General features: G+C 60.6%; 24 protein-coding genes. 12 read left to right on the plus strand and 12 right to left on the minus strand.

All coding sequences use genetic code 11. The features are described from left to right. Positions 1-225: 225 nt before the first annotated feature. The 3 genes from BM216_RS17615 to BM216_RS17625 all read right to left on the minus strand — a co-directional run bounded on the left by BM216_RS17615 (position 226) and on the right by BM216_RS17625 (position 2,713). Positions 226-1,227: a ketopantoate reductase family protein gene (locus BM216_RS17615; protein ID WP_093000522.1), complete on the minus strand. Its 1,002-nt coding sequence runs from the start codon at positions 1,225-1,227 to the stop codon at positions 226-228. 94 nt (positions 1,228-1,321) lie between these two features. Continuing rightward, positions 1,322-1,537: a hypothetical protein gene (locus BM216_RS17620; RefSeq protein ID WP_093000523.1), complete on the minus strand. Its 216-nt coding sequence runs from the start codon at positions 1,535-1,537 to the stop codon at positions 1,322-1,324. An 84-nt stretch (positions 1,538-1,621) separates the two neighbouring features. Next, entirely contained in the window at positions 1,622-2,713 is a 1,092-nt protein-coding gene (locus BM216_RS17625; RefSeq protein ID WP_093000524.1) for an acyltransferase family protein, read from the minus strand. Positions 2,714-3,102: 389 nt separating this feature from the next. On the opposite strand from BM216_RS17625, the gene BM216_RS17630 reads away from it, so the two are divergent. Continuing rightward, positions 3,103-3,741, plus strand: a complete 639-nt coding sequence (locus BM216_RS17630; RefSeq protein WP_093000525.1) for an outer membrane protein — start codon at positions 3,103-3,105, stop codon at positions 3,739-3,741. 891 nt (positions 3,742-4,632) lie between these two features. Here BM216_RS17630 and BM216_RS17635 read toward each other — a convergent pair. Further along, entirely contained in the window at positions 4,633-6,030 is a 1,398-nt protein-coding gene (locus tag BM216_RS17635; protein ID WP_244530222.1) for a peptidoglycan L,D-endopeptidase MepK, read from the minus strand. A 248-nt stretch (positions 6,031-6,278) separates the two neighbouring features. Here BM216_RS17635 and BM216_RS34050 point away from each other — a divergent pair, with 248 nt between their 5' ends. Together BM216_RS34050 and BM216_RS17645 are read left to right on the plus strand one after the other, a co-directional pair. Then, positions 6,279-6,719 (plus strand): hypothetical protein, encoded by a 441-nt coding sequence (locus BM216_RS34050; RefSeq protein WP_093000527.1) that lies wholly within the window; start codon positions 6,279-6,281, stop codon positions 6,717-6,719. Between the two features lie 84 nt (positions 6,720-6,803). After that, positions 6,804-7,010 (plus strand): CsbD family protein, encoded by a 207-nt coding sequence (locus BM216_RS17645; protein ID WP_093000528.1) that lies wholly within the window; start codon positions 6,804-6,806, stop codon positions 7,008-7,010. 95 nt (positions 7,011-7,105) lie between these two features. Here BM216_RS17645 and BM216_RS17650 read toward each other — a convergent pair whose 3' ends face one another. Continuing rightward, positions 7,106-7,927, minus strand: coding sequence for a DUF1206 domain-containing protein (locus BM216_RS17650; RefSeq protein WP_093000529.1), 822 nt, complete (start codon positions 7,925-7,927; stop codon positions 7,106-7,108). 204 nt (positions 7,928-8,131) lie between these two features. Between BM216_RS17650 and BM216_RS17655 the strand changes: the two genes are divergently transcribed. Then, positions 8,132-9,229 carry an alpha/beta hydrolase gene (locus tag BM216_RS17655; RefSeq protein WP_177230820.1) on the plus strand — a complete coding sequence of 366 codons (1,098 nt, stop codon included), beginning with the start codon at positions 8,132-8,134 and terminating at the stop codon, positions 9,227-9,229. Between the two features lie 116 nt (positions 9,230-9,345). Here the strand turns inward: BM216_RS17655 and BM216_RS17660 are convergent, their stop codons facing one another. Beyond that, positions 9,346-10,224 carry an MBL fold metallo-hydrolase gene (locus tag BM216_RS17660; RefSeq protein WP_093000531.1) on the minus strand — a complete coding sequence of 293 codons (879 nt, stop codon included), beginning with the start codon at positions 10,222-10,224 and terminating at the stop codon, positions 9,346-9,348. Continuing rightward, the gene (locus tag BM216_RS17665; protein WP_093000532.1) at positions 10,211-11,728 is read right to left on the minus strand and encodes an aminotransferase class V-fold PLP-dependent enzyme; all 1,518 of its coding nucleotides are present in this window, start codon (positions 11,726-11,728) and stop codon (positions 10,211-10,213) included. Before BM216_RS17665 ends, BM216_RS17660 begins: the two co-directional genes overlap by 14 nt. 100 nt (positions 11,729-11,828) lie before the next feature. Here BM216_RS17665 and BM216_RS17670 point away from each other — a divergent pair, with 100 nt between their 5' ends. The 5 genes from BM216_RS17670 (at position 11,829) to BM216_RS17690 (ending at position 15,181) form a co-directional block, all read left to right on the plus strand. After that, on the plus strand, positions 11,829-12,311 hold the full coding sequence (locus BM216_RS17670; protein ID WP_093000533.1) for an Lrp/AsnC family transcriptional regulator: 483 nt from the start codon (positions 11,829-11,831) through the stop codon (positions 12,309-12,311). A gap of 99 nt (positions 12,312-12,410) precedes the next feature. Then, entirely contained in the window at positions 12,411-13,346 is a 936-nt protein-coding gene (locus BM216_RS17675; protein ID WP_093000534.1) for a LysR family transcriptional regulator, read from the plus strand. Between the two features lie 107 nt (positions 13,347-13,453). Next, positions 13,454-14,176, plus strand: coding sequence for a L,D-transpeptidase (locus BM216_RS17680; RefSeq protein ID WP_093000535.1), 723 nt, complete (start codon positions 13,454-13,456; stop codon positions 14,174-14,176). A gap of 66 nt (positions 14,177-14,242) precedes the next feature. Beyond that, a complete protein-coding gene (locus BM216_RS17685) occupies positions 14,243-14,674 on the plus strand; it encodes a nuclear transport factor 2 family protein (RefSeq protein WP_093000536.1) in 432 nt (143 codons plus the stop codon). Between the two features lie 117 nt (positions 14,675-14,791). Then, on the plus strand, positions 14,792-15,181 hold the full coding sequence (locus BM216_RS17690) for a RidA family protein (RefSeq protein ID WP_093000537.1): 390 nt from the start codon (positions 14,792-14,794) through the stop codon (positions 15,179-15,181). A gap of 162 nt (positions 15,182-15,343) precedes the next feature. Here the strand turns inward: BM216_RS17690 and BM216_RS17695 are convergent, their stop codons facing one another. The 4 genes from BM216_RS17695 to gpt all read right to left on the minus strand — a co-directional run bounded on the left by BM216_RS17695 (position 15,344) and on the right by gpt (position 21,826). Further along, a complete protein-coding gene (locus tag BM216_RS17695) occupies positions 15,344-15,625 on the minus strand; it encodes a helix-turn-helix domain-containing protein (protein ID WP_093000538.1) in 282 nt (93 codons plus the stop codon). 96 nt (positions 15,626-15,721) lie between these two features. Continuing rightward, positions 15,722-16,114, minus strand: a complete 393-nt coding sequence (locus BM216_RS17700; RefSeq protein WP_143102791.1) for a hypothetical protein — start codon at positions 16,112-16,114, stop codon at positions 15,722-15,724. A 650-nt stretch (positions 16,115-16,764) separates the two neighbouring features. Beyond that, positions 16,765-20,586, minus strand: coding sequence for a vitamin B12-dependent ribonucleotide reductase (locus BM216_RS17705; protein WP_093000540.1), 3,822 nt, complete (start codon positions 20,584-20,586; stop codon positions 16,765-16,767). Positions 20,587-21,328: 742 nt separating this feature from the next. Continuing rightward, positions 21,329-21,826, minus strand: coding sequence for a xanthine phosphoribosyltransferase (gene gpt / locus BM216_RS17710; RefSeq protein WP_093000541.1), 498 nt, complete (start codon positions 21,824-21,826; stop codon positions 21,329-21,331). 159 nt (positions 21,827-21,985) lie between these two features. On the opposite strand from gpt, the gene BM216_RS17715 reads away from it, so the two are divergent. From BM216_RS17715 to BM216_RS17725, 3 genes are all read left to right on the plus strand, one after another. Continuing rightward, on the plus strand, positions 21,986-22,579 hold the full coding sequence (locus tag BM216_RS17715) for a sugar O-acetyltransferase (protein ID WP_093000542.1): 594 nt from the start codon (positions 21,986-21,988) through the stop codon (positions 22,577-22,579). Between the two features lie 70 nt (positions 22,580-22,649). Beyond that, on the plus strand, positions 22,650-23,168 hold the full coding sequence (locus BM216_RS17720; RefSeq protein ID WP_177230821.1) for a GNAT family N-acetyltransferase: 519 nt from the start codon (positions 22,650-22,652) through the stop codon (positions 23,166-23,168). 158 nt (positions 23,169-23,326) lie between these two features. Continuing rightward, a complete protein-coding gene (locus BM216_RS17725; protein WP_093000544.1) occupies positions 23,327-24,121 on the plus strand; it encodes a GNAT family N-acetyltransferase in 795 nt (264 codons plus the stop codon). A gap of 9 nt (positions 24,122-24,130) precedes the next feature. Here BM216_RS17725 and BM216_RS17730 read toward each other — a convergent pair whose 3' ends face one another. After that, positions 24,131-25,255 carry a serine hydrolase domain-containing protein gene (locus BM216_RS17730; RefSeq protein WP_093000545.1) on the minus strand — a complete coding sequence of 375 codons (1,125 nt, stop codon included), beginning with the start codon at positions 25,253-25,255 and terminating at the stop codon, positions 24,131-24,133. Positions 25,256-25,357: the final 102 nt, after the last annotated feature.

The raw sequence follows: 25,357 nt of genomic DNA on the forward strand, positions 1-25,357 counted from the left end.
GCAACCATAGCGCATCGTCCGTTAAGGATTGGTGGAACCTATCGGCGGCAGATGGGTTGTACTTACAGCTGACACGGCTGGAGCCACACTGCCGGGTCATGAAAGATAACAAAGGCGGTGTCTGTCCCCTGTGCCGCCACAATAACGATAAATTTTGACCTCCAGACTTGAAACCTCGCCGTCATCCCCTCGGCGAGGTTTTCTTTGTGTGCTGCCATGAATTGCTCAGCGCCGGTTCTCGACGTCGAGCTGCTTGGTAAGCGCCAGAATGGTATCGCAGGTCGGTGTCGGCACGCCGGCGAGCTTTCCAAGGGCCGAAACCATTCCGTTGAGCGGTACGATTTCCAGCGCCTTGCCTGCCAGAAGATCCTGCAGCATCGATGTCCTGACGGGGCCGAAGCCGTGGGCGCTGGCGAACTGCTCGTCGGCGGAGCTCTGGAACTGGCAGCCGAGCGCGGTTCCCACGGCCTGCACCTCGTTCATGATCTTGCGAACCATCTGGGCAAGTTCCGGACTGGCCATCATGTCGACCATCAGGCTGCGGGTGAGCGCGCTGATCGGGTTGAAGGCGGCATTGCCGCGCAGCTTCGCCCAGATCTCGTCGCGGATGCGCGCCGTCGGGCGGATGTCGAGGTCTGAGCGGCCGAGCAGCCCGGCAAGTGCGTTGAGATCGTCAGACAACGTGCCGTCTGGTTCGCCGAGGAAAAAGCGGCCCTTGCCGTTGAGCTTCGTGCGGCCGGGTTCGATCACTTCGGCACCCTGATATGCAACGCAGCCGATCACGCGTCTCGGGTCCACGAGAGCCCAAAGCCGCCCGTCCGGATCAAGCTCCGGCAGCTGCTGCCCGGCAAACCGGCTTTCCTTGTCCGCATGGAAATACCACCACGGCACGCCGTTGAGGATCATCATGACCCGTGTCTTGTCGTTGCAAAGGCTTGAGATGCCTTCCGCCGCTGCGGAAAGCTGGTGGCCCTTCATGCCGGTGATGACGAGATCCTGCGGCGGTAGTGTCGATGGATCATCCGTTGCAGTCACGCGCGCGGAAAGGGAAGGATGGTTTTCGCCGTCATAGACGACGCTCAGCCCGTTTTCGCGGATTGCAGCAAGCTGGGCGCCGCGGGCGATGACGGAGACCTGAACCTCATCGGAAAGCGCATGCGCGATCTTTGTTGCGAAAGCCCCGCCGAGCGCGCCCGCGCCATATACACAAATCGTCCTGATGCTCATCGTCCATGCCGCTCCATAAATTGCCAGAGTGCGGCAAGCTAAGGCAGCGGGGACGATGAGGCGAGTAGGTATTTAAGGGAAATTATCGTCCGCCCTAATGCGGGCGGCCCAACGGCAGCAATTCGTTGCGACGTAATTCGTCGATAGCTGCGACCGCCTCCTCCAGCGGCCAACCTGCCTTGATTGCGGCAGCGATCATCTTGAGCTCTGCTTCTTCTTCAAGCGCAAGAAAGAGTGGCTCGAGAGCCTCCTGGACCGTGAGAACGTGTTCTTTCGGCGATGTCACGGCCTGTTGTACAGCGTTCGGCATGGATGCAGTTCTCCTCTCTTTTTTGGTCGAATCCTTGTTAATTTCCACACGAGCCAAAAAGTTCCGGCGGTCGGCAAAAATTGTCTAGGGCGTTACTGGCACGCGCTTCAGCACTCTCTGCTTCAGCCGCTTCTGCAGGGGCTGATCGATCCGGATCGTAGCATACCATGAGATCAGGACGACGAGAATTATGAGGCCGATGCCCGCATATGGTGCAATGGCGGCATCGGTCACCCCTGGCCACAGAACATGAGCCCAGTCTAGCAGCGGCGTGTGCAGCACATAGACCCCGTAGGACGCAGTGCCGAGGAAGCTCGCAACGGCGGATGTTCGGGGGCCCGGAACGATTGCGCTCGCCCAGTAGAGAAGCGCTGGCCAGACGAGGAAGACGACCGCCAGATCGAAGATCCAGCGCAGGTCGCGCGGCGTCGGAAAGACCAGCACGAGCGCAAGCAGCGCCAGGCAGGCAAGCGACTGCAGGGGGCGCACCAGCGGCACCTTGCGACGATAGCGGTAGATCAGCACGCCGACGAAGAAGGAGAAGAACACGCGGGCCATGCCGGCATACATCTCGTGCCATCGGAACCCTGCATGCAGCCGGTCGAACTGCAGCGCGGCAACGACGAGCAATACGGCGCTGACGGCGAGTAGCACGCCGATCTGCCGAACGGTAGCGCGGGCACCCCGCCACGCATAGGCGACATTCGCCACCAGTTCGTTGAACAGCGACCAGGCGGGGTGGACGATGAAGAGGGCTGCATTGAACGAGATCGTCACCGGCGAGGGCAGGAAGAGAAGGCCGGTGAAAAAGGCAAGCACCAGCTCCTGCGGGATCACGTATTCATCCGCCATGACGGGAAGTCCGGCGAAATACATGTGGATGTAATAGGCGGTACCGAGCGCCAGCGCGATGCCATAGAGCGGGTAGAGGCGAAGCAGCCGCGCCTTGAGGAAGCGTGATGTCGATATCCGTCCCTCGGCGAGTGCCGCGCCGTAGGCGTGAGCGAGCACGAATCCGCTCAGCGCGAAGAACAGGTCGACGCCGAGATAGCTGGAAGGCAGCGCATCGCCGAGCAGATCCTCCGCGTGGCGCTGGATGATGAAGACCGCGGCAATGCCCCGCAGGCCATCAAGGAGGACGAAGCGTTCGCTGGGCTGGCTTTTGGCGTCGGTCATCGGTTCTCGGAGCTGGAGTTGGCGCCAGGCAGAGGTTCGGCGTCGACGAAAAGATAGCACCGATCGCCACACTGGCCAGACCGCCTGGCTGCCTAGTGTGCTGCTTTTACCCGGCTTCACGACAATTTGCGGCAGGCGAGGGGCGCGTCGTCACCGCCCGGCGACAGTCCTCGCGATGTCGTGAATGCCCCGCGCCGGTCTTTTCGCGAGCCCGGCTCCGCGGTTAATGGAGTATTTATAAATTCGTGAAAATAGGAAGGGTATCGGTGCGGGATCATCGATGCGGCCGAGGGAATAGGGCGGGTCGCGTTATGATCCATGCGGCTTGTCATGCCGGTTGTATCGCCTGCCTTCCACCACATGCAGGCTGTGTATGGAGTAACAGTATCATGACCATGAAGCCTTTCGCCGTGGCACTCGCCGCACTCGTCGCCGGTTCCGCCCTGTCTTCCGCTGCCTCTGCTGCGGACCTCACCAATTCTTACGAAGCGCCGTCCTACAACGAGCCTGCTGGCCCGTCGTCGGATTGGACCGGCCCGTATATCGGTCTGCACGCTGGCACTGCCAACGACGACCTGAAGCCCTTTTCGGGCGATTCCGAATTCATGGGCGGCATTCACGGTGGCTACAACACCGAGATCAACGGCGTTGTCGTTGGCGGTGAAGCCGAATTCTCCCACCTGGGCGACACCCAGGTCGACGTTCCCGGCGGCAAGCTGAAGGAGCGTTACCGTCTGGCCGCAAAGGCCAAGGTCGGCGCGCCGCTCGGCAGCACCCTGATCTACGGTACGGCAGGTGCTGCAATGACCAGCCTGCGCGACACCGGCAGCGCTGAAGGCCCGAGCGGCTGGAAGCCCGGCTGGCTGGTTGGCGCCGGCGTCGAGCAGAAGTTCAACGACAAGCTCTCCGGCCGCGTCGAGTACAACTACACCCGCACCGGTGACGTCCGCAGCTTCAGCGATGCCGGCACCCGCGAGACCGACATCGGCGACCACACGATCAAGGCCGGCGTGAACTACAAGTTCTAATTCGCCCTTTGATCGCTTGATCTGGCGGCGGGATGCTTCGGCATCCCGCCGTTTTGCGTTTCGGCTGGCTGCTGGATGCCAGGCGCAATGCGCCCTTGGCGATCTCGGTATTTGAATTCGGCCGGGGCGCTGAAAGCTGCCTCGTAAAAGTTAGTTTAAAGTGACACCTCTCAGCGCCCCGTTCGGCAGTTTCTATCCGTGAACTCCGGTTGCTCTGCGATGGACGGGACAGTGGGCACGGGGGCGTGTCTCATTATCGAGTGTCATGCACGCCCTTTTACGGAACCCGACCCGGGCCATGACGACCTTGGGCCACGTCATCCACCTGCGCCATGGTTTCCGAATGTCCGAAGACATCCGCGAACGCCCCATGGCGCCATCCCGCCACCCTTTGTGCCTCACAGGCACGCCCGACGCTCCATCAGGGAAGTGATGCGGGATGTCGGTCCGACTTTCATCCCGCGCCTCCCGGTCGTCGGAGGGCAACCATTTTCTCAACGGACCCCGATGATGACGGTTCACGTCGTCCCTTCACCACCGATGCCGGCCCCGCCTCGCCGGAACGCCTTCCGGTGTATCCGCGACGGGACGGGGAGGATTGTAGGCATCAGGCGAGAGGGTGGGGATAAAGTTTGTCGTAGGGGATTGTTTTTGCTCAAATGGAGTGCCGGAACGTCCCCGGGGATGGCGACCCCCTCACTTGGAATTTCTAGCACTTAGCTGACGCTAAGATGTTGAAATTCCATTCTCCCCCACCAAGGGGGAGATAGGGAGCGTGCAGCGATCTCGGCGTCTGACCTCTCCCCTAGTGGGGAGGTTACAAAAACAAGATCTTAGCCAAAGGCCAAGTCTTGGATTTTGTTGGTGAGGGGGTATTTCAAGAGGGCTCAATCAGCCGCCCGACCAGAACCGGTCGCTATCGAATTCCCGGGAGACCGCGACCGGAAGCGGCGCGGGTTCGGCCGGTGTGCCGGCCTCGACACTGCTCATCGCGCGGCGGACCAGCAGCGGCGCCGTCATGCCGCCATTGGTGCCGGGGGCAGCGAGCGCCCAGGAGAGCAGTGCGTCATCGGAATCGAACTCGTCTTCCTCATCGACGAATTCAGGTGTGATGGGGAGCAGGCCTATCGCCCCGGAGGGTGTCTTCAGCGCGCGGCCCGGGCTGGGCAGCCGGAGTGCGGGAGCGGCGGCAATGGCGGGCAGCGGTGCCGGCGAGGGTGTCGGCGCAAGGGTGAGGGCCGGTGCCAGCGCTGCCGTCTGGATGGGGTCGATCGGTGCCGGGGCCGTGGATGGGCGGAAACTCGGTGCCGGGACTGAAAGCGATGCGAGGTCGACGAAGTTCGGATCGGCCTTTTCAGTCGATGCTGCAGCCGCCGCCGCTTTCGGGCTGGTCCGCTCGGAAAACGCCTCGATCGCGCGGCTTTTCGGCGTCGGCAGCATGGCCGTCAGCAGGCCACTGCCGGAGCGTTTTGCCGACCCGGTATCGTCATCGTCGTCATCCGGCGCGGTGCTGGCAATCTGGATCGATTTCGATCCGACGCGGCGCTTGTAATCGGCCACGGCTTCGGCATAGCCGGGCAGAGCCCGGCCGTCGGCGGGGAGGTGCATGGTTCTGCCGTTCGGGAAGATGCGTGCCAGTTCCTTGCGCGACATGCGCGGCCAGGCGCGGACATTGCCGACGTCGAGATGGACGAAGGGCGAACCGGACGTCGGGTAATAACCGACGCCGCCGACCTGCATCTGCATGGCGACCTGGCGCAGCGTCGAGATCTTCACGCCGGGAATGAAGAAGTCCATCGCCTTGCCGAGCGTATGCTGGCTCTTCTTGGCAACGCCGGACTTGCGCGACCGACCGCGCAACATGCTGTTGGTGGCAGGCGAACGATAAGCGGAGACGACGTGAATATAGCCGGTGGCGCCACTGCGGTCGTAGACTTCCCAGACGAGATCGAGAAGGCGCGGATCCATCTTCGTCGACTGGTTCTTGCGGAAGTCGCGCAGGATCCGGTTGACCTGTGCAAGGCCTTTCGGGTCGAAGCGTCCGTTGCGCTTGTAGGTGATCTCCGCCCGCTCGCCCGTGTGGGTAAAATGCAGTTTCAGCGACCGGTTCTCGGCCTCCGCGGCAGCCGCCGAACCGATCAGTGCCGCAAGTGCGACGGCGATCGCCCGCGTGGCTTTCGCCGATCGCGTTGTGATTGTTGTGATGGCAGAAAGCGCCGCATCCGCGACGAAGCCTGCAATGGTGCGCGAAGCACCCGGCAAAGACCCACTCGACTGATACTCGGACACGACAAACCCGTTCGACGCAAAGACCAAAATTCGGGCTCTCGAGTTGCGATCTGCCCGGCTCAAGCATCCATTATGGTCAATGAAGTGCTAATGAGAGGTTGACGAAAGGTTATATGCGCCAAGGTGACACGGTTTCGTGACCTGGAGGTTCATGTGTCACCCTTGTTTGGCCGCGTCATCGATCCGGCGCATCCTTTCCCCGATCTCCGCGTTCAATGGGGGAATCATAATGCGAGGAACATCAGGACATGAAAGAACCGAGATCCCGGGCAGGCGCCTCCACCAAGGCCGCGAAGGCAACTACGGCAGGCGCTTCAGCGGCCAAGCCGGCAAGTCCGGCAAAGGCCGGTACCGCCAAGCGGGCCGCACCGGCCAAGGCAGCCACGGCCGCAAAGACGACCACCCCAACCCGCAGGCCCGCCGCTGCCGCTGACTACCGCAAGGAGATCGACAGCCTGCGACGGGAAGTGGAGAAGCTCAAGGCGCAGCTGGCCAGGATACACGAACAGTCCGACGCGGCAGATCCCGCCCTGCCGGCTGCAGAAGAGGTCCATCCGTGGCTTCGGATCGCCGCGACCGTTGGCGTGACATTCGTACTCGGCAAGATGATGCAGCTGCTGCGGGTGCCGGCTGCAGCGGCCGTCGCCGTGCCGATGATCACCGCCGAGGTGAACCGCCGCATCCTGTAATCGCTCGCGGATTTCGCTCAGGAACGAAGTAGGGTGCCGATGGTTTGGTCACTGCAACAACAACAAAGTTGGAGGAAACAAGCCATGGACTGGAACAGGGTCGAAGGGAACTGGAAGCAGATGAAGGGCAAGGTCAAGGAGCAGTGGGGCAAACTCACCGACGACGACCTTGACGTCATCAACGGCAAGCGAGACCAGCTCGAAGGCAAGATCCAGGAACGCTACGGCTACGCCAAGGATCAGACAAGCAAGGATATCGACGACTGGTATGATCGCCAGCGCTTTCATTGAAACCGCTCCGGATCACTGTCCGAACCCCGCTCCGGCGGGGTTCTTTCATATGGGAGCATGGTAGGCGGCCGCGCTTTCGGCAGTCGACAAGCGTCTCATCCGCCGCGCAGCGGGATCGCCCGCTTCACATCCTTGATGGTCGGACCGCGAACGATGCGATAGCGCGCTTCGATGAGATTGTAGATGCCGAATGCCGCCAGTCCGGCCGCGATGGCCACATAGAGGATCGAGCCGAGCGGAAGCTGCCGCAGCCAGTCCAGCGCATCCGACATGCTTCCGGCCTGCTGCGGATCGACGCGGAACCCGGCATAGGCGAACAGGATGCCGGTCACCGCAAAAACCACTCCGCGCGCCACCAGACCATAGATGCAGATCAGGCTCAGAATGCCCTTTCGATCCGGCACGTGAATGTATTTTTCGAACTTTCGCGTCACGCCTTTAGCTGACGTCACAATGCCGCCGGCGATGAAGCCGAGACCGACCGCGATCGCCAGATAGGAGCCGAAGGGCTGGGACATGATCCACTGCGCCAGACCTTTCTCGCCGGCTTCCTCGCTCCCGCCCCCGCCGGAAAGGGCGTGACCGATGGCATATGTTGCCAGTCCGGCATAAGTGACGGCGCTTCCGAGCAGGGCGACACGAATGACGGCCGCCTTGGCAGTGGAGCCGTGACCGTCGCTGTCTGCAAAGGACTGGGCAAGACGCCAGGCGACAAAGCCGAACAGGCCGAGCCCGATCATCCCGACCCAGATCCGCCCGAAGGGCTGTTCGAGCAGGGTAGAGATCGCCGACTTCGTTTCCGGCTTTCCGCCCGTCACTCCCGAGAAGAGTGCCAGCCCGGCAATCAGCAGGAACACGATGCCGCGCGCGGCGTATCCTGCCTTTGCGAGCAGTTCGAAACGAAGGTTGTCGGGCATTCTGCGCTCCGCGGCTTGTTCGGTATCCTGGCTGCTAACGCGCCAGGAGCCGGAAGGTTGTCAGCGAGCGGGGCGAGGTTCGCGACAGGCGGGCGTTGCGCGCCGGACACAAGCTCGGGAAAACGCGTTGGCGGACCGTCGGCCATCTGTGCAATCGCCGCCGAAGGATTAAGTTGCCGGCAGTTTCCTGACCCGGTTCCGCCCTTGCATCGCTTCCTGCTTTTCGTCCTTCTCGCCTTGACGCTCTCCGGCTGTGCCCGGCCGGGGCCGGCAAGTCTCGTCGAGGTCGAACGTCCCAAGGGCGCGAAGATCGTGACGATCCTCGTTGCCAGCGACCGGGTTCCGGCCAATGACCGTTTCCACAGCTTCACCGCTGGTCGATCGGATCGGCTGCGCTATTCGGAAGTGACCATCTCGATCCCGCCGGATCATCGGCCGCCGCAGATCGAGTGGCCGCAGGGCAGGCCGGATCCTCGGCATTCCTTCGCCGTTGTCGGCCGCAGGGATCTGACCACCGCGGAGTTCGTGCACACGGCAAGACGCATCACGCAGACTTCGGCCAGCGGGGCAACGGCCGGACTGTTCGTGCACGGTTTCAACTACACCTATCAGGAGGCGCTGTTTCGCCTGGCGCAGATGGCCGCCGATACCGGCGTGCAGGGCCCACCGATCCTGTTCGACTGGCCTTCCCAGGGGGAGGTGACGGGTTATGTCGCCGATCGGGATTCGGCGGCTTTCGCCCGCGACGATCTCGTTACCGTGCTGTCTGACCTGTCGGGCGGCGGCGTCAAGACGACGATGCTCGCCCACAGCATGGGCGCCTGGCTTGCGGTCGAGGCCGTTCGGCAATTGTCGCTGATGGGACGAAAGGATGTCATCCGTTCCGTCGACCAGCTCGTGCTTGCGGCGCCCGATATCGACATCGATCTTCTCAAGCGGCAGCTTGCGGTGACGGAGCGCCTGCGCAAGCCGATCGTGATCCTCGCATCAAAGGACGACATCGCGCTTGCCTTGTCGAAACGCCTTGCGGGATCCGCTGCCACGGCGGGTTCGCTCGATGTCGATGACCCGAGAACCCGAGAACTGGCTCTGAAGGAAAACCTCGATATCGTCGACATCTCCAAGCTGCCGACGCTGAATGGCTCCAGCCATGACCGTTTCGCGGCGCTCGCGGCTGTCTATCCGCATCTGCGCCAGGGGTTTGACAATCCGGTCGCCGGAACAGGCGCCATCGTTCTCAATAGCGTCGGGTCCGCCATCTCCGCGCCGTTCCGCCTCGGCGGTTCGCTGCTCGCCCAATAGTGCCGCGTGGCCTGCTAGAGCAGTTCCAGCAAAAGTGCGTAGCGGTTTTGCGTCCGGAACTGCTTAAGATCAAAGGATTAGAGCGATTTCGCATTTCGAAGAAAGGCGGAAACGCTCTAGGAACCCCAGACCGATCCCGGCAGCGCGCCCAGGGGGATTTTCAGATAGCGCTTGCCATTCTCCTCGGGCTCCGGCAGTTCGCCTCCACGGATATTGACCTGCAAGGCGTGGAGAATGAGTTTCGGCATCGGCAATGTCCGGTCCCGAGCTTCCCTGATCTCAACGAAGTCTTCCTTCGAGCGGCCGGCGACGTGCGGGTTTCGTGCCTTCTGTTCCGCAACGGAACTTTCCCACATGGCCTGGCGCCCACCGGGCATATAGTCGTGACCGGTGAACAGTCGGGTATCGTCCGGCAGGTTCAGGATGTCCTGAATGGATTGCCAGAGGCTCGTGGCGCTTCCGCCGGGAAAGTCCGCGCGGGCGGAGCCGCTGTCCGGCATGAACAAGGTGTCGTGGATGAAGGCCGCATCACCGACCACATAACTGATCGAGGCGAGCGTGTGGCCGGGCGAGTGCATGACCCTGACGTCAAGCTCGCCGACCTTGAAGCTGTCGCCATCTCGAAATAGCCGGTCCCACTGCGATCCGTCGCAGGCAAGGTCGGCCAGGTTGTAGATCTGTTTCCAGATCCGCTGGACATCCTGCACATGCTCGCCGATCGCCGTCGGTGCGCCCGTGCGCGATTTCAGATACCGGGCGGCCGAGAAGTGATCCGCATGCGGGTGGGTGTCGAGGATCCAGGCAAGCGTGAGCCCGCGGCTTTTGATGTAGTCGAGGATGAGATCCGCATTGGTCGTGGCGGTCGAGCCCGACTTTTCATCATAGTCCAGCACCGGATCGACAACGGCGCAGTGGCGCGTCACCGGGCATGCCACGATATACTGGACGCTTCCGGTGCGCACGTCATGGAAGCCTGTGATCTCAGGCTGGAGCATGGTCCAGTTCCTCCGTCATTCCGACGCGCAGCCCGGCTCCGATGCGCGGAGAGAAGATTGCCCGAGCTGGATCGACCTCGTAGAAGGGCTCGAAGTCCGTTGCGTCCGCGGCGATCTGCGCCACGGAATCGAGGATGAACCGGACTTTCTCATCCGGCAGCAGGACGCTGAAATTGAGGCGGATGAAGCCGGGTTTCCTGATTTCGTCGCCTGAGAGGATCGCCTGCCTGATCGCCTCGGACTGTTCGTCGTCGATTGCGAGCAGCCGATGCACATAGGGGCCCGCGCAGGCGCAGCCACCGCGGGCCTGGATGCCGAACCGGTCGCTCAGCATGCGGGTAACCAGCTGCTGATGGACGTAGCCGCCGCTACCGTCCTTCACCCGGAAGGAAAAGATCGGCAGCCGATCCGCGTGCGGGAGGCCGAGAATTTGCAGCCGCGGCACGTCCTTCCAGGCCGCAAAGGCCTGCCGCGCCAGTTCCCTGTTGCGCGACGCCATGCGCTCTCGTCCGATCGCGTCCTTGACGATGAAGGCGAGGGCGGCCCTGATGTCGCCGACCACATTCGGAGTGCCGGCCTCCTCGCGGGCTTCGAGGCTGTCGCTATAGTCATGCGCCGTCGGGGATACGAACTTGACCGTGCCACCGCCGGGCCAGGAAGGCTTGTCGGTGGAAAGCCCGTCGCGACGAAGGATGAGAATGCCGGATGCACCCGGTCCACCGATGAATTTGTGCGGGGAGACGACGACCGCGTCGATTTCCGCGCCCGTTGCCGGCGACATGGAAATCGGTATGTAGGGACCGGCCCCCGCATAATCCCAGATCATCTTCGCGCCCGCGGCTTTCACCATCGCGGTGATTGCCGCCACGTCGCTGGTGATCCCGGTGATATTGGAGGCGGCCGAGAACGAACAGATCGTCACTTCGGGCGATCCGTCGCGGAGCGCGCCGGCAAGCAGCGTGAGGTCTGGTCCGCCATCGGCATGTTCCGCAATCTCGACGATCTCGGCCCCGCTCTCGCGCCATGGAAGGATGTTGGAGTGGTGTTCATAAGGGCCGATGATAACCCGGACGCGCTTGCCTGCCGCGACGGCATTCGTCACGCCGAACAGTTTGACCAGGCGGTTGATGCCCGATGTTGCGCCGGAGCCGGTGAAGATGACGGCATGTTTGTCGGTGGCGCCGCAAAAGCCGCCGATCAGTACGCGCGCCTCGCGGCGCATCCGCGTCATGAAGCCTCCGCAATAGGACGCCTCCGTATGGCTGTTGGCGTAATAGGGCAGCACTTCCTCGAGGATGAAACGCTCGACCTGATGGAGCGCGCGGCCGGATGCCACATAGTCCGCATAGACCAGCTCTTTCCTCCCGAACGGTCCGTCGATCTTCACATGGGCGCCTACCAGCCCGTCGCGGAGCTGGCTGATCGCGTCGGCACTGTTCAGGCTATCCCGAAACGCGGAGAGCGGCGTCGATACTGTCTTTACGGGCGGTCGAGCGGCATCCACGATCAATCTCCTTGCGGCGGATATTGATATGGATCATATCCTTCTTCGAGGTGGGAAATGTTCACCTTTTTTCTGCGATAGGCGAAGGAATGCATATCAAATGAACGAAGAAGCGATAAAATTCGATGATTTTGATATGAAAATTCTGACCGCCATGCAGGTCGACTCAAATCTTTCCCAGCGCGATCTCGCAGACAAGGTCGGTATGTCCCAGAACGCCTGCTGGCGGCGCCTGCAGCGGCTGCACGCGCTGGGCCTGATCCGCGGAGCGCACAGCGAGATCAATCTGCACGCGCTCGGGCTTGATCTCACCGTCTTCGTGATGATCCGTACGCGCCACCATTCCAAGGAATGGAGCGATGCATTTCGGGAAAGAGTGGAGAAGCTGCCCGAAGTGATCGACTTCTATCGTATCGGCGGAGAATGGGACTACCTGATAAAGGTCGTCACGCGCGGCATGTCGGGCTATGACGCCTTCTATCAGAAACTGATCGCGGATTTCGATCTTGCGACCGTGACGGGTTTCTTCTCGATGGAAGCCATCATCAACAACCGTCCGGTGGATCTGGGCAGGCTGCGTTAGGCTATGACGCGCACATAAGTCTGGCCCGCGCCCCTTACCAAACATGATCACGCCACATTCCAGCGTTCGGTTGACGAAGTCGCGAAGGAGGAGTGCGCAGTGGACATCAATACAGCGTTGAAGGCTTTCATCCGAACCGTGGAACGAGGATCGATCACGAGCGCTGCAAGGGATCTGGGTGTCTCGCAGCCGGCGGTCACGAAACATCTCGCAAACCTGGAGCGTCATCTAAAGACGCGGCTCCTCGAACGGTCATCCAGGAGCATCCGTCCTACCATCGAGGGAATGGAACTCTACGAAGCCAGCCGGTTGGCGATCGCCTCGATCGACGCAGCCCTGGAAGGGGCGATGATCAACACCGGCGAGATCAGCGGAAACCTGCGAATACATGCGCCGTCCTGCATCGGAGCCCAGCACCTTCAGGTTTTCGTGGGGGATTTTCAGGACCAGCATCCGGCCGTGACGATCGAACTTGTCCTCGACGACCGCATCGTTGATCTGATCTACGATAACTTCGACCTTACCTTGCGCTACGGGAAGATCCTGGAACAGGAGGTGGTGGCGCGCAGAGTGGGTTGGGTCCGTCGGTTCCTGGTCGCGTCCCCGGAATATCTGGAGAAGGCAGGTCCGGTGTACGAGCCGCAGAGCCTCTCCAATTTGAATGTCATAGCGACGTTGAGAACGCCATCAAACCGGGGGACGGTCTCGTTTTACCATGATAGCGGTCGGGTTGAGGTCGTGTCGATCAACCCGGTTCTCAAGACGAACAGCGCGCAGGTGATGACGAGCGCAATATTGCGCGGAAGGGGCATAGGGCTCGTTCAGCAAAACCTGGTGACCGATCTTTTGCGACGGGGCGAGGTTGTCCGCGTCTTGCCGGATTATACGCTCGAATCCTCGGAAGCGTTTCTCGCCTATCCTTCCACGAAGTTCATGCGCCCGGTCGTGCGGGCATTTACGGATTTCGTCATGCCGAGGCTCAGAGCTCTGGAAGGCCTGATGCAAAACGAGGAGAGAAGGATGGAGGATGCATAACCGGTAGTTATCGCCGCCATCACTGGTTGCACATAGATCGCCTGCAGGAAATCCGCCACTGTCACGGACGTCGCGGGTCATTGAAACGAAAGAGTGCGAACCGGTTAATGCAATATCACTCCATTTCTCGCAGAGGGTTTCTCCTCTCATCCCTGGCAGCCCCAGCAATCCTGACGGGTTGCACCACGCCTCAGGCGAGTATGTCTCCGGGCGTCGCGCCCGGTCCTGCGGGCGCACCGCTCGCTTATTCTCCGGATCCGGAACTCGAGGCTCGCTACGCCGCCTTCGAGGACGGAGGTTTCCTTGTTCCGGCCGTCCCTTACCAGAAAATGGATCCCGCTTTCCTGCGGCAGCGCGTCAGTGATCCCACAGGCGAGGCGCCGGGAACCGTCGTGGTGGATACGCCTGGACGCTTCCTCTACCTGGTCGAGCCTGATGGCATGGCAATGAGATATGGTGTCGGCATCGGGCGAGAGGGGTTTGCCTGGGAAGGCGATGGCGTGATCCATTGGCGTCAGCCCTGGCCGAGGTGGAAGCCGCCTGGCGAGATGATCGCGCGGCAGCCGGACCTGGAGAGATATTCCGTTGCGAATGGCGGCATGGATCCCGGCTTGATGAACCCGCTTGGCGCCCGCGCCCTCTACATTTTCCAGAACAGGCAGGATACGCTTTATCGCCTTCACGGCAGTCCGGAATGGAATTCGATTGGACGCTCCGTCTCGTCGGGGTGCGTGCGGCTCGTCAACCACGACATTGTCGACCTTTACGAGCGCATCCCTCACCATGCGAGGATCGTCGTATACCAGACGCCGATCGCAGGAACCGCTTGATCGGAAGCCGGTACCGCATGCCGTGGCTCAGCCGAGTGCAGATCACGACAAGCGGACGTCGCGAATATGGCTTCGACATGTCTCCGCAAGGCGCCACTTGAGAAAAAGGACGAGCCCATCGCTACGGAAGAAAACAAGGCGAATGTGATCGCTTTCTACGAACTCATGTTCAATGACTGCCGGCCTCGTGAAGCGCTCGAGCTTTACGGCGGCGCCGAATATGTACAGCACAATCCGCACGTGGAGAGCGGAAGGGACGGTTTCGTCTCCTATTTCGAGCGGATGGCAAGGGAATGGCCGGGAAAGTCCGTCGAGATCAAGCGGGTGATCGCGGAAGACGACCTGGTCGTCGTGCATTGCCTTCAGCATTGGCCCGGAGGAGACGATTATGCCGCCATCGACATCTTCAGGCTGGATCTCGGCGGCAAGATTGTCGAGCACTGGGATGTTCTTCAAGTCATGCCTCAGCGGTCCGCCAATCCGAACGGCATGTTCTAGATGTCCCTGTCCTGTCGAAGGGGGCTGGTGCGCCTATCGAGGGCCTCCTGATCAAGGTCGAAGAACGGACACGACCCGAGCCGGGTGTTCAGAATTCTCAAGCAGAAGGATCCTACCATGTCGAAAACAGAAGTCGTGTTTCCTGAAAACCGTGCCCTTTACGAACGGGATCGCTATTCGGCGGCAATCCGCTCCGGGGAACATCTGTTTGTCTCTGGTCAGGTTGGAAGTCGTTCCGACGGCTCTCCCGAACCCGATTTCCCGGCCCAGGTTCGCCAGGCGTTCCGTAACCTTGAATCAGTGCTGAGCGCCGCCGGCTGCAGTTTTCGGGATATCATTGACGTGACGAGCTTCCATACCGACCCTGAAAGCCAGTTCGCAGCAGTGATGGAAGCCAAGAACGAGGCTTTCCCTCAAGCTCCATACCCTGCCTGGACGGCGGTCGGAGTGACCTGGCTCAACGGCTTCGATTTCGAGATCAAGGTGATCGCGCGCATACCGGATTAGTACGTATATTGCCGTCATCTCTTGCCGAGAGACTTTGTCGCGCGGCGGATTGGCAAGACAGGATGATCGGACAGCAGGGGCCTGAAATCCGCGATGGATGCCGCTCGTTGAAGACAGATGGCTTGAGGATACGCGTGAAATTTGGCGATCCGTCATCGGCTTTCACTGCGCAACAAGTGCTTTGGCGGTGCCTTCGGGATCGACTGCAATAACCTTCAGATAGGCGCGTGCCGGCTGGTCCGGCTCGGAGCGTCCCTGTTCCCAATCGCGCAGCGTGCCGAGCGGGATCTTGTAGCGGGCGGAAAACTCTTCCTGGGTGAGACGAAGCGCGCGGCGGATGACCTTTACTTGTGGCATGCGGGGGGCTGCGCGAAGCTGCTCGGCGGTCATCGGCGGATTGTCGGGATCGGCAAGCGCATTGGCCTCCGCTTCCTCGTCGGTCATGGCGTCGAGGCGGGGCCAGTCGGTTTGGGGTGGTCTAGAAGCTGCCATCCGTACCCGGAAATCCATATCTTATCGGCAACACCCGCGATCCTTAGTCTATGCGTGCGCCTGCCTCGGTATGTCTGTCAATTGCACTTCGTCGTCTTTGGCTATCTCGATAGCCTTCCTGTAGGCTTTCCGCTTGTCTTCTTGGAATATATCGTTGCCGATTTCTTCTACTATTTCTTCTATCAGACACACCAAGTTCCGGAATTCCGGGACTTTTGATTTCGTGGCGTACTTTCGGCTGTAGAAATTCCTGAACCCTTTCAGGGTAAAGCCGATTGGCTCGCGATCCTCCATCGACACAACTAAAGTCAAAAATTCGTCTACCCGGCGATATATATTTGGCACATCGCACCTGACGTACTCCAAGCAGTCGGAATCTTGGAAATATATCGCCGAAGGCTTATACGATCCGACTGTGTAAGGATTGTCGAAGTCGCGCATCACCATATTCTCTGTCGATATCGATTGCTGAAATCAGCGGGAAGGCTCAGTTCCGTCTGGTCTGCCTCAACGAAATGCCAGTGCGTAACGACGCCAACGCTGGCTGTCATCTCAGAACCTGATGTCCTCACTCGACCTTGCGGATGGTCGCAGCGAACGTAGGTAATATGTACCAAATCCGCTGGAACGTCTATTAATTTGATGCTGCACGCCAAGCTTGGTTCGTACACGAAACGGTGGGTAGGTTTAGAGACGAACGCGTAGCAATCGAAACCTCTATCGTCACTACCCATCGGACGTTTCAAACCGCGAAAGCAAGCGATGGAATCAGCCATCGAAATAAGAGGGCACGATTTGAATATGCTACCCCATTTGGCTGCGGCGTTAGGAAATGGTGGAATTTCGCCTACCACCGCACTCCAAAGATCCAAAAGCGGTTGCCGACGGTTGGCATCTAATGCCTTCTGCACGTCGCCCTGCGCTATACGGTAAAAAGAAGCGATGTCTCAGTTGGTTATCGAACGCGCAAGCACCGTAGAAGGTATGTCACGCCAAGTGGGTGGGGAAATACCCCCACCCTTTATCAGTTCAAGTTTTCCGAATGGCAGCGAGCGATCCATATTGAGGGTCTCCTGCGGCCATCGCTTCCATCAAGAGCAACCGCTCGTCGCACCACACGTATCGCACTTCTCGCAAGTCCCATTCCGGACCATTGTGAAGTTCTGGCACTCGGAGCACATGTTGCCCGTGTAGCCCTGCATGATCGACTTCATGCGGCGGTCGGCTTCGACCTTCTTGGCTTCCGTCTTGGCGGCAGCGGCGTCGGCTGCGGCCTTGTCGGAGAAGAGGGCGGTTGCGGCCTGCTGCTCTTCGTTGGCGACCTCGCCCAAGGCTTCATCGGCGATCTCTTCGGCCAGTTCCTTGGCGCGCTCTTCATAGTCGCGCTTGAAGGACACGACTTCCGAGGTCGAGATGGCGACCGTCGGTTCCAGCTTGCGGGCGGCGGCACCGGCAAAGGCGGTAACCGTGGCACCCGAAGAGGCGCGGGCAGGGGCGGCGGTGGCCGCGCCCTTGGCTTCGTTGCCGCCGGCAGTCGCGCCGCCCTGGATCAGGGTCGGCTTGTAGCCGCGGGTCCAGCCGGTCGAGACGAGCTGCGTCTTGCCTTCCTGGATACCCTTGCCGAGCGCCGTGTTGCCGAAGTCGGACGTGTCGACATGGGCAAGGTCGTGGCGGCCGAGATAGGAGACGGCGAGTTCGCGGAACACGTAGTCGAGGATCGACGTGGCGTTCTTGATCGCGTCGTTTCCGGTGACGATGCCGGCCGGCTCGAACTTGGTGAAGGTGAAGGCCTCGACATATTCTTCGAGCGGCACGCCGTACTGGAGGCCGAGCGAGATGGCGATGGCGAAGTTGTTCATCATCGCACGGAAGGCAGCGCCTTCCTTGTGCATGTCGATGAAGATCTCGCCGATGCGGCCGTCGCCGAATTCGCCGGTGCGCAGATAGACCTTGTGACCGCCGACATTGGCCTTCTGGGTGTAACCCTGGCGGCGGTTCGGCAGCTTTTCGCGCTCGCGGGTAACGCGCTCGATGACGCGTTCCACGATCTTTTCGGTGATCTGTACGGCCTGGGCGGCAGTCGGAGCGGCAACCAGTTCCTCGATCGCGTCTTCCGCATCGTCCTCGTCGATAAGCGAGGCATTGAGCGGCTGCGACAGCTTGGAGCCGTCACGATAGAGAGCGTTGGCCTTGAGAGCCAGCTTCCAGGACAGCATGTAGGCTGCGCCGCAATCCTCGACGGTCGCCTCGTTCGGCATGTTGATCGTCTTGGAGATCGCACCCGAGATGAACGGCTGGGCGGCCGCCATCATGCGGATGTGGGATTCTACCGAGAGGTAACGCTTGCCGATCTTGCCGCAGGGGTTGGCGCAATCGAAGACGGCCAGATGCTCGTCCTTGAGGAAAGGCGCGCCTTCGAGCGTCATCGCACCGCAGACGTGAACGTTGGCGGCTTCGATGTCCTTCTTCGAGAAACCGATGTGCTCGAGCAGATTGAAGCTCATGTCGGCGAGCTGCTCGTCGGAAACCTTGAGGGTCTCCTTGAGGAAGTCGGTGCCCAAGGTCCACTGGTTGAAGACGAACTTGATGTCGAAGGCAGCCTTGGTCGCGTCATTGATCGCGGCGATCTTCTCGTCCGAAAAACCCTTGGCCTTCAGCGTGCCGGGGTTGACGCCGGGAGCCTGCTTCAGGTTGCCATGGCCGACTGCATAGGCTTCGATCTCGGCGATCTGGCTTTCCGAATAGCCGAGCGAACGCAGCGCGTCCGGGACGGCGCGGTTGATGATCTTGAAGTAGCCGCCGCCGGCGAGCTTCTTGAACTTGACGAGCGCGAAGTCGGGCTCGATGCCGGTCGTGTCGCAGTCCATGACGAGGCCGATCGTGCCGGTCGGCGCAATCACGGTCGTCTGGGCGTTGCGGTAGCCGTGCTTTTCACCGAGTTCCAGCGCCTTGTCCCAGGCGGCCTTGGCATGGGTGGCCAGCGTCTGGTCCGGATTTTCCGCGTGGTAGAGCGGAACCGGATTGACGGAAAGCTGCTCGTAGCCGGAGGTTTCACCGTAAGCGGCGCGACGATGGTTGCGCATGACGCGCAGCATGCTGTCGCGGTTCGGTGCGAAGTTCGGGAACGGGCCAAGCTCGCCGGCAATTTCAGCCGAGGTCGCATAGGCGATACCGGTCATGATCGCGGTCAAGGAACCGGCGATCGCACGGCCTTCCTTCGAGTCGTAGGGAATGCCCGACGACATCAGGAAACCGCCGATGTTGGCATAGCCGAGGCCGAGCGTGCGGTACTGGTAGGAGAGTTCGGCGATTTCCTTCGACGGGAACTGCGCCATCATGACCGAGACTTCGAGCACGACGGTCCACAGGCGAACGGCATGTTCGTAGTCGGCGATCGCGATGTTCTTCGTCGCCTTGTCCTTGAACTGGAGAAGGTTGAGAGACGCGAGGTTGCAGGCCGTGTCGTCGAGGAACATGTATTCCGAGCACGGGTTGGAGCCGCGGATCGGGCCACCGGCCGGCGAGGTGTGCCAGTCGTTCATCGTCGTGTTGAAATGGATGCCCGGATCGGCCGATGCCCATGCGGCATAGGAGATCTGTTCCCACAGATCCTTGGCCTTCAAGGTCTTCATCACCTTGCCGTCCTTGCGGGCGGTCAGGTTCCACTCGCCGTCATTTTCAACCGCACGAAGGAAGTCGTCCTTCAGCGAGACGGAGTTGTTGGAGTTCTGGCCCGAAACCGTGAGATAGGCTTCCGAATCCCAGTCGGTGTCATAGGTCTTGAACTCAAGATCCTTGTAGCCCTGCTGGGCGAACTGGATGACGCGCTTGACGTAGTTTTCCGGAACGAGGTCCTTCTTGGCAGCGCGGATTTCGCGCTTCAGGGCCGGGTTCTTCAACGGGTCGAAGCAATCGTCTTCCGAGCCTTCGCAGTTGACGCAGGCCTTCATGATCGCCTTCAGGTGCTTGGCGACGATCTTGGAACCGGTGACGAGGGCAGCAACCTTCTGCTCTTCCTTGACCTTCCAGTTGATGTATTCCTCGATATCCGGGTGGTCGATATCGACGACGACCATCTTGGCCGCGCGACGGGTCGTGCCGCCGGACTTGATGGCGCCCGCTGCACGGTCGCCGATCTTGAGGAAGCTCATCAGGCCGGAGGAGCGGCCGCCGCCGGAAAGCTTTTCGCCTTCGCCGCGCAGATGAGAGAAGTTGGAGCCGGTGCCGGAGCCGTACTTGAAGAGGCGCGCTTCGCGAACCCACAGGTCCATGATGCCGCCTTCGTTGACGAGGTCGTCGCCGACGGACTGGATGAAGCAGGCATGCGGCTGCGGATGCTCATAGGCCGACTTGGACTTGGTCAGCTTGCCGGTGAAGGGGTCGACATAGAAGTGGCCCTGGCCGGGACCGTCAATGCCATAGGCCCAATGAAGACCGGTGTTGAACCACTGAGGGGAGTTCGGGGCAACGCGCTGGGTGGCAAGCATATAGGCCAGCTCATCCATGAAGGCGGCCGCATCGTCTTCCGACGTGAAGTAGCCACCCTTCCAGCCCCAGTAGGTCCAGGTGCCGGCAAGACGCGTGAAGACCTGGCGAGCGTCGGTCTCGGGGCCGTACTGCTCTTCCTTCGGAAGGTCCTTCAGAGCCTTCTCGTCGGCGACGGAGCGCCACAGGAAGGACGGGACGTCGTTCTCTTCGACCTTCTTCAGAAACTTCGGTACGCCGGCCTTGCGGAAATACTTCTGCGCCAGAACGTCGGTCGCGACCTGCGAGAACTGCGACGGCACATCAATATCCGCCAGGCGGAACACGATGGAACCGTCCGGATTGCGGATCTCGCTGGTCGCCTTGCGGAACTCGATTGTTCCGTAGGCGCCTGTCTCAGGCTTGGTGAAACGACGTTCGATACGCATTGCCTTTGGTCCCTCATCCTTTGTCGCCGAAATGGGCGCACGTGTCCGCTGCGGCCGCTCGCCATCATGGGCAGCCGGCTAAAATTCCATCCAGAATCATCTTGGATGCCTATCTGTATCTTGTGCCGGATGATGGCTGCAAACACTAAATATAGTATTAACAGGATCTTTATGCCAGCCCAATCGTCATGGTGAGGACGTTTTTCGAGCGCGCGGAAACCCGCCGCCTGGTGGTCTGTCAAAACCAGCCTTGCGCTTGATTGTTTCCATCAAACTCGAAAAAGAACCGGCCTCGTTACTCCCGGTTCAGTCGCCGCCGCAACATGGGTTCATTCATGCGACTGGCTGGCGATTCGGTCAAGCCGTAGTTCGCAGTACTTTTTAAACCACAAGATATTGTGGGTGAGGCCTGTGGATAACGGGGAATAAAAAACAGCTAGGATTCTCAATCAGTTGGCCGGTCAAGCTGAAGCTTGCGCGAGGCTTGCGATTTTTGATTGTGGCGTCTTCGCGGCAAAACGGATGCCGCAAAAGCCCGCATTCACGCCGGATCTCAGTGTTTGGCGATACCATATTGAGACATATGGGTAACAGCGGCCACTAAATGTAGAACGGCCCGCCATCCTGTGGATGACGGGCCGGATATTGATGGCGAAATGCGGGGGCTGCCATTCGCGAAATCAGGACGTCTCAACTCGAGATCTGTGGTGGGTGCGGATGCACCTACTAGCCCTTGTATGTCTCAGCCCTTGTGGCCCTTGGCGATCGGTTCCTGGTAGGTGAAGCCCATGTCCCAGGGGAAGTAGATCCAAGTGTCCTGGGAAACTTCGGTGACGAATGTGTCGATAGTCGGCACGCCCGACGGTTTTGCGTAGACGCAGGCGAAATGCGCCTTCGGCATCATGGCGCGCACTTCGAGCGCCGTCTTGCCGGTATCGGTCAAATCGTCGACGACGAGAACGCCTTCGCCGCCATTTTCCATCAGTTCGGGCGAGATGCCCTTGAGAAGCACCGTGTCGCCCTGGTTGACGTAGTCATGGCGCGTGGCGATGCAGACCGTGTCGATCAAGCGGATGTTGAGTTCGCGCGAAATGATCGCGGCCGGAACGAGACCGCCGCGGGTGATGCAGACGATCGCCTTGAATTCCTGGCCAAGGCCGGACAGGCGCCACGACAGCGCGCGGGTGTCACGATGGAACTGGTCCCAGGATACGGGAAATGCTTTTTCTGGAAGAGACATGGTTTTGCCGCCGATACGAGAGCTTGTTTGGTTTTCGCTAATAGCGGGAAGCGGGGGCGAAGCGCAAGCAGGGGACTGATGGCGTGAAGTGTTCCCGGCGGCCAGATCCGGCCGCAATCCTCTGCGAAGCATTGCCGGCATTCGCATGAGGAGCATTTGATGGACGAACTGGAAAAGGCCGCCCGCGGTCTCTTGTATGACGCGAACCACGATCCGGCCGTGCTGGAAAAGCGCATGGTCGCAAAACGTATTCTCCACCGGCTGAACAGGCTTTCGCCCGATGAGGGAGAGGAGCGGGCGGACCTGATCCGCAGTCTGATGGGGCGGATCGGCAGGAATTTTGTCTTCGACGGCACGATCCACTGCGACTACGGCTTCAATATCGAGATCGGCGACAATTTCTACGCCAACGTCAATCTGATCATCCTCGACGGCGCGAAGGTGACGATCGGCAACAATGTCTTCATCGCACCGAATGTCGGCATCTATACCGCCGGGCATCCGCTCGACATTGAGCGCCGCAATGCCGGCCTCGAATACGCACTGCCGATCACGATCGGCAACAATGTCTGGATCGGCGGCGGCGTCTCGATCATGCCGGGTGTGACGATCGGCGACGGGGCCGTCATCGGCGGTGGCGCTGTGGTGACGAGGGACATTCCGCCGGATGTGGTTGCTGCCGGCAACCCCGCCCGCGTCATCCGTGAGATCACCGAGGAAGATGGCAGGCGCGAAAGCTTTGGCCGGAGGTAGACCTGCCGTCATGCCCCGGTGAGCCGATATAGCAGGAAGGCGAAACGCCACCATCACGAAGGATATTGCCTTGGCGACGATTCTGGAGACCAACAGGCTGCGCCTGGAGACCTGGGGTGAAGATGGCGTGGCCGAGTTGATAAAGCTTCATGGCAGCGAGGCGGTCATGCGCTTTCTCGATGCCAGAGGCGAATTCTACGATCGCACCAAGGCGGAGCATCGCCTTGGTGAATGGGCGAGAGAATACGCCGAACATGGGCTCGGCAAGCAACGTCTGGTCAGGAAAGACGACGGCGTTTTTATAGGGCGTGCGGGTTTTTCCCTCTACGCGCCCGGTAAACCCGAGATCGGATATTCACTGCTGCCCATGCATTGGGGACAGGGCTACGCGACAGAGATTGCCGAGGGGCTGCGGGACTGGCTGGAGGCAACCGGCCGTTGGGCCGGATTTATCGGATTTGCCCATGTCGACAATTGTGCCTCCAAGCGGGTGCTGGAGCGTATCGGCATGGATGCGACGCATCAGGCGCTCGTATCCGAAATGCCGATGCAGTTTTACGCTCTGGAATTTGCACGCCGAACACAGTGACGCTGCATGCTCCCATACGAAGGCCGCGCTCCGTGCCGGATTTGTGCGGACCGCATTTTCGGAGGGTAGGGCATATCGACGGGGACGTATCTCCTTTTGATCTCGTTGGGTGGTGCTTGTGGCGATGCTAAGCTGATGTCCTGCCTTGGGAGGGCAAGATGGCAGGCTATTTCGGAACGGAGATTCAGAAACGTCTTCAAAAGATTGCGGAGGAAAGTGCAGGTTTCATCGCCGCGACACCCGGCGCATGCCAGGCGGGACGGATGATGGGGTGCGACGATCCCGAGATGCTCGGCTGGGATCGTATCGCAGAGTTCGTCACCCGCGATGGTGTCTGCGCTTTCCGGCTGCTCGATGCCAGGCAGATCAAGGAGCTCAAGGTCCAGCTGGCCCGGCGCGATTGCCGCCTCGACACCTGGGATGTCTTCATCGGAGACAAGGAGAGAGCGCTTGCCGCATCGCAAGCGATCATTTCCGCAGGGATGCCTGATGGGTTGGCCGAGCTTAAGATGGCGGCCGATCCCGATGATCAGCTGACGGAAAATGTCCAGATGTTCATGGCGGAGGCGGGCATGGTGCCGTTTTCCGGTTCCATGCTGGTCGGCAGCGTCGGCCCCGCAGCGACAGCCTTGATCGGCAACGGAGACGGGACGCTGGTGGCTACGGCGCATGGTTATCTGCCGCACAATGTGTTCAGTCACTTCCATCGTTACGCCTGGGGTGGCCTTGTCGCGGTATCGGAGAAACACCGCTGCAAGGGGCTAGGCAAATTCATCAACGCTCTGATCATCAGGACTGTCTTCGAGCGGCTCTATGCCAGTCATGTCTACGAGCTCGTCTCGGCCGGCAACACGGCGTCGAGGAGAATGGTGGAGGCCTGCGGCCTTCATCACGATCCGGCCTTCGTCTGCGGCATCGCCACGCCCGTCGATGCCGCCCGGTTTACGCGCTGACGTTGTCCGCTACAGACCGCGCATGGCCGGGATGATGATATCCGAGAGCAGCCCGGTCATCTTTCGCATCTGGTCGGGATCGTCATAGAGGCCTGCCGTGATCACGACGACGGCGTCCATGGCCGGTATCACGACGATGCGCTGGCCGCCAATCCCCAGGGCGATTGTCGTCGGTATCCTCCCGCCGGCATCCGATGCGACATCGCCTGACCACCAGTGCATCGCATACCGATAGGGAAACCACGCATCCTGCTGCGCCGCCGTGGAAATCTTCAGCCATTCCTCGGACACCACCTGCCGTCCATCCCATTTGCCTTGCTGCAGGACGAGGAGGCCGAGCTTGGCCATGTCGCGGGGGCGCAATTTCAGGCTGCCATAGGCGGCTATTTCTCCGCTCGTCTTGAGTGGCACCCATCGATAGGACGAGATGCCGAGGGGACCGAAGAGATTTTCCTCCGCGAATGCGGTCAGGCTTTTTTCGCTGGCATTCTGCAGGATCTTGCTCAGCAGCATGGTGTCGCCGCCGCTGTAGGCCCAGCGGCTGCCGGGCGCGGCGGTGAGCCGCCGTTCGAGAACGGCCCTATAGGGATCCGGCGCCACCGCCATCAGCCGTTCGGTATTGTTGGCGTCCATATAGGGCAGTTGCTCGTTGCTGTGGAAACCGGACGTCATTGTCAGCAGCATGCGCAGCGAGATCTTCTGCCTGTCGGCACTGGCGAGATCGCGGTAGTCAGGCAGGTAGTCGAAGACGGATTGGTCGAGGCTTTTGATCAGCCCGCGGTCAACCGCGATGCCGACGAGAAGCGACATCACGCTTTTGCCGACGGATCGGACGTCGTGGAGATCACCCATCCCATATTCATAGTGTCCGGGAGACGCGCCCCAGGGCTGGTCCTGACCGGCTCGATAATGCTCGAAGACCAGTATCCCTTTGTGCAGGATCAGGACTGAATGAAGGTTCAGGCGGGTTTCGTCCAACTGCCGGATAAGCCTGCAGCCGGTTTCCTGCGCAGTTGAAGGTGAGGGAACGAGATAACCTGCCTCCGCAGCGGCGATAGGAGTGCCGCAATCTGCGGCGTCCGCAGCCTGCGCAGACAGGAAAAGTAAGGCGACGAACATGGCCAGTGGGTTCATGGCGCACGATCCTGTTCAGGTCATGCTTATATACCATGTCCGATCAGGTCGCGCATGGGCTGCCCCGTGTCGGAGAGCCACCCGTTCAATCGGCCGGCACTC

The organism is Rhizobium sp. NFR07 (assembly GCF_900111905.1).
Classification (GTDB): domain Bacteria; phylum Pseudomonadota; class Alphaproteobacteria; order Rhizobiales; family Rhizobiaceae; genus Neorhizobium.

Bases quoted from the DNA above. Each gene is read 5' to 3' on its own strand.
- BM216_RS17660 (WP_093000531.1), bottom strand. From the start codon at position 10,224: ATGCTCCAGCCTGAGATCACAGGCTTCCATGACGTGCGCACCGGAAGC.
- BM216_RS17690 (WP_093000537.1), top strand. From the start codon at position 14,792: ATGTCGAAAACAGAAGTCGTGTTTCCTGAAAACCGTGCCCTTTACGAA.
- BM216_RS17650 (WP_093000529.1), bottom strand. From the start codon at position 7,927: ATGCCCGACAACCTTCGTTTCGAACTGCTCGCAAAGGCAGGATACGCC.
- BM216_RS17705 (WP_093000540.1), bottom strand. From the start codon at position 20,586: ATGCGTATCGAACGTCGTTTCACCAAGCCTGAGACAGGCGCCTACGGA.
- BM216_RS17725 (WP_093000544.1), top strand. From the start codon at position 23,327: ATGGCAGGCTATTTCGGAACGGAGATTCAGAAACGTCTTCAAAAGATT.
- BM216_RS17680 (WP_093000535.1), top strand. From the start codon at position 13,454: ATGCAATATCACTCCATTTCTCGCAGAGGGTTTCTCCTCTCATCCCTG.
- BM216_RS17715 (WP_093000542.1), top strand. From the start codon at position 21,986: ATGGACGAACTGGAAAAGGCCGCCCGCGGTCTCTTGTATGACGCGAAC.
- BM216_RS17670 (WP_093000533.1), top strand. From the start codon at position 11,829: ATGAACGAAGAAGCGATAAAATTCGATGATTTTGATATGAAAATTCTG.
- BM216_RS34050 (WP_093000527.1), top strand. From the start codon at position 6,279: ATGAAAGAACCGAGATCCCGGGCAGGCGCCTCCACCAAGGCCGCGAAG.
- BM216_RS17625 (WP_093000524.1), bottom strand. From the start codon at position 2,713: ATGACCGACGCCAAAAGCCAGCCCAGCGAACGCTTCGTCCTCCTTGAT.
- BM216_RS17695 (WP_093000538.1), bottom strand. From the start codon at position 15,625: ATGACCGACGAGGAAGCGGAGGCCAATGCGCTTGCCGATCCCGACAAT.
- BM216_RS17730 (WP_093000545.1), bottom strand. From the start codon at position 25,255: ATGAACCCACTGGCCATGTTCGTCGCCTTACTTTTCCTGTCTGCGCAG.
- BM216_RS17615 (WP_093000522.1), bottom strand. From the start codon at position 1,227: ATGAGCATCAGGACGATTTGTGTATATGGCGCGGGCGCGCTCGGCGGG.
- BM216_RS17620 (WP_093000523.1), bottom strand. From the start codon at position 1,537: ATGCCGAACGCTGTACAACAGGCCGTGACATCGCCGAAAGAACACGTT.
- gpt (WP_093000541.1), bottom strand. From the start codon at position 21,826: ATGTCTCTTCCAGAAAAAGCATTTCCCGTATCCTGGGACCAGTTCCAT.
- BM216_RS17700 (WP_143102791.1), bottom strand. From the start codon at position 16,114: ATGCGCGACTTCGACAATCCTTACACAGTCGGATCGTATAAGCCTTCG.
- BM216_RS17685 (WP_093000536.1), top strand. From the start codon at position 14,243: ATGGCTTCGACATGTCTCCGCAAGGCGCCACTTGAGAAAAAGGACGAG.
- BM216_RS17645 (WP_093000528.1), top strand. From the start codon at position 6,804: ATGGACTGGAACAGGGTCGAAGGGAACTGGAAGCAGATGAAGGGCAAG.
- BM216_RS17630 (WP_093000525.1), top strand. From the start codon at position 3,103: ATGACCATGAAGCCTTTCGCCGTGGCACTCGCCGCACTCGTCGCCGGT.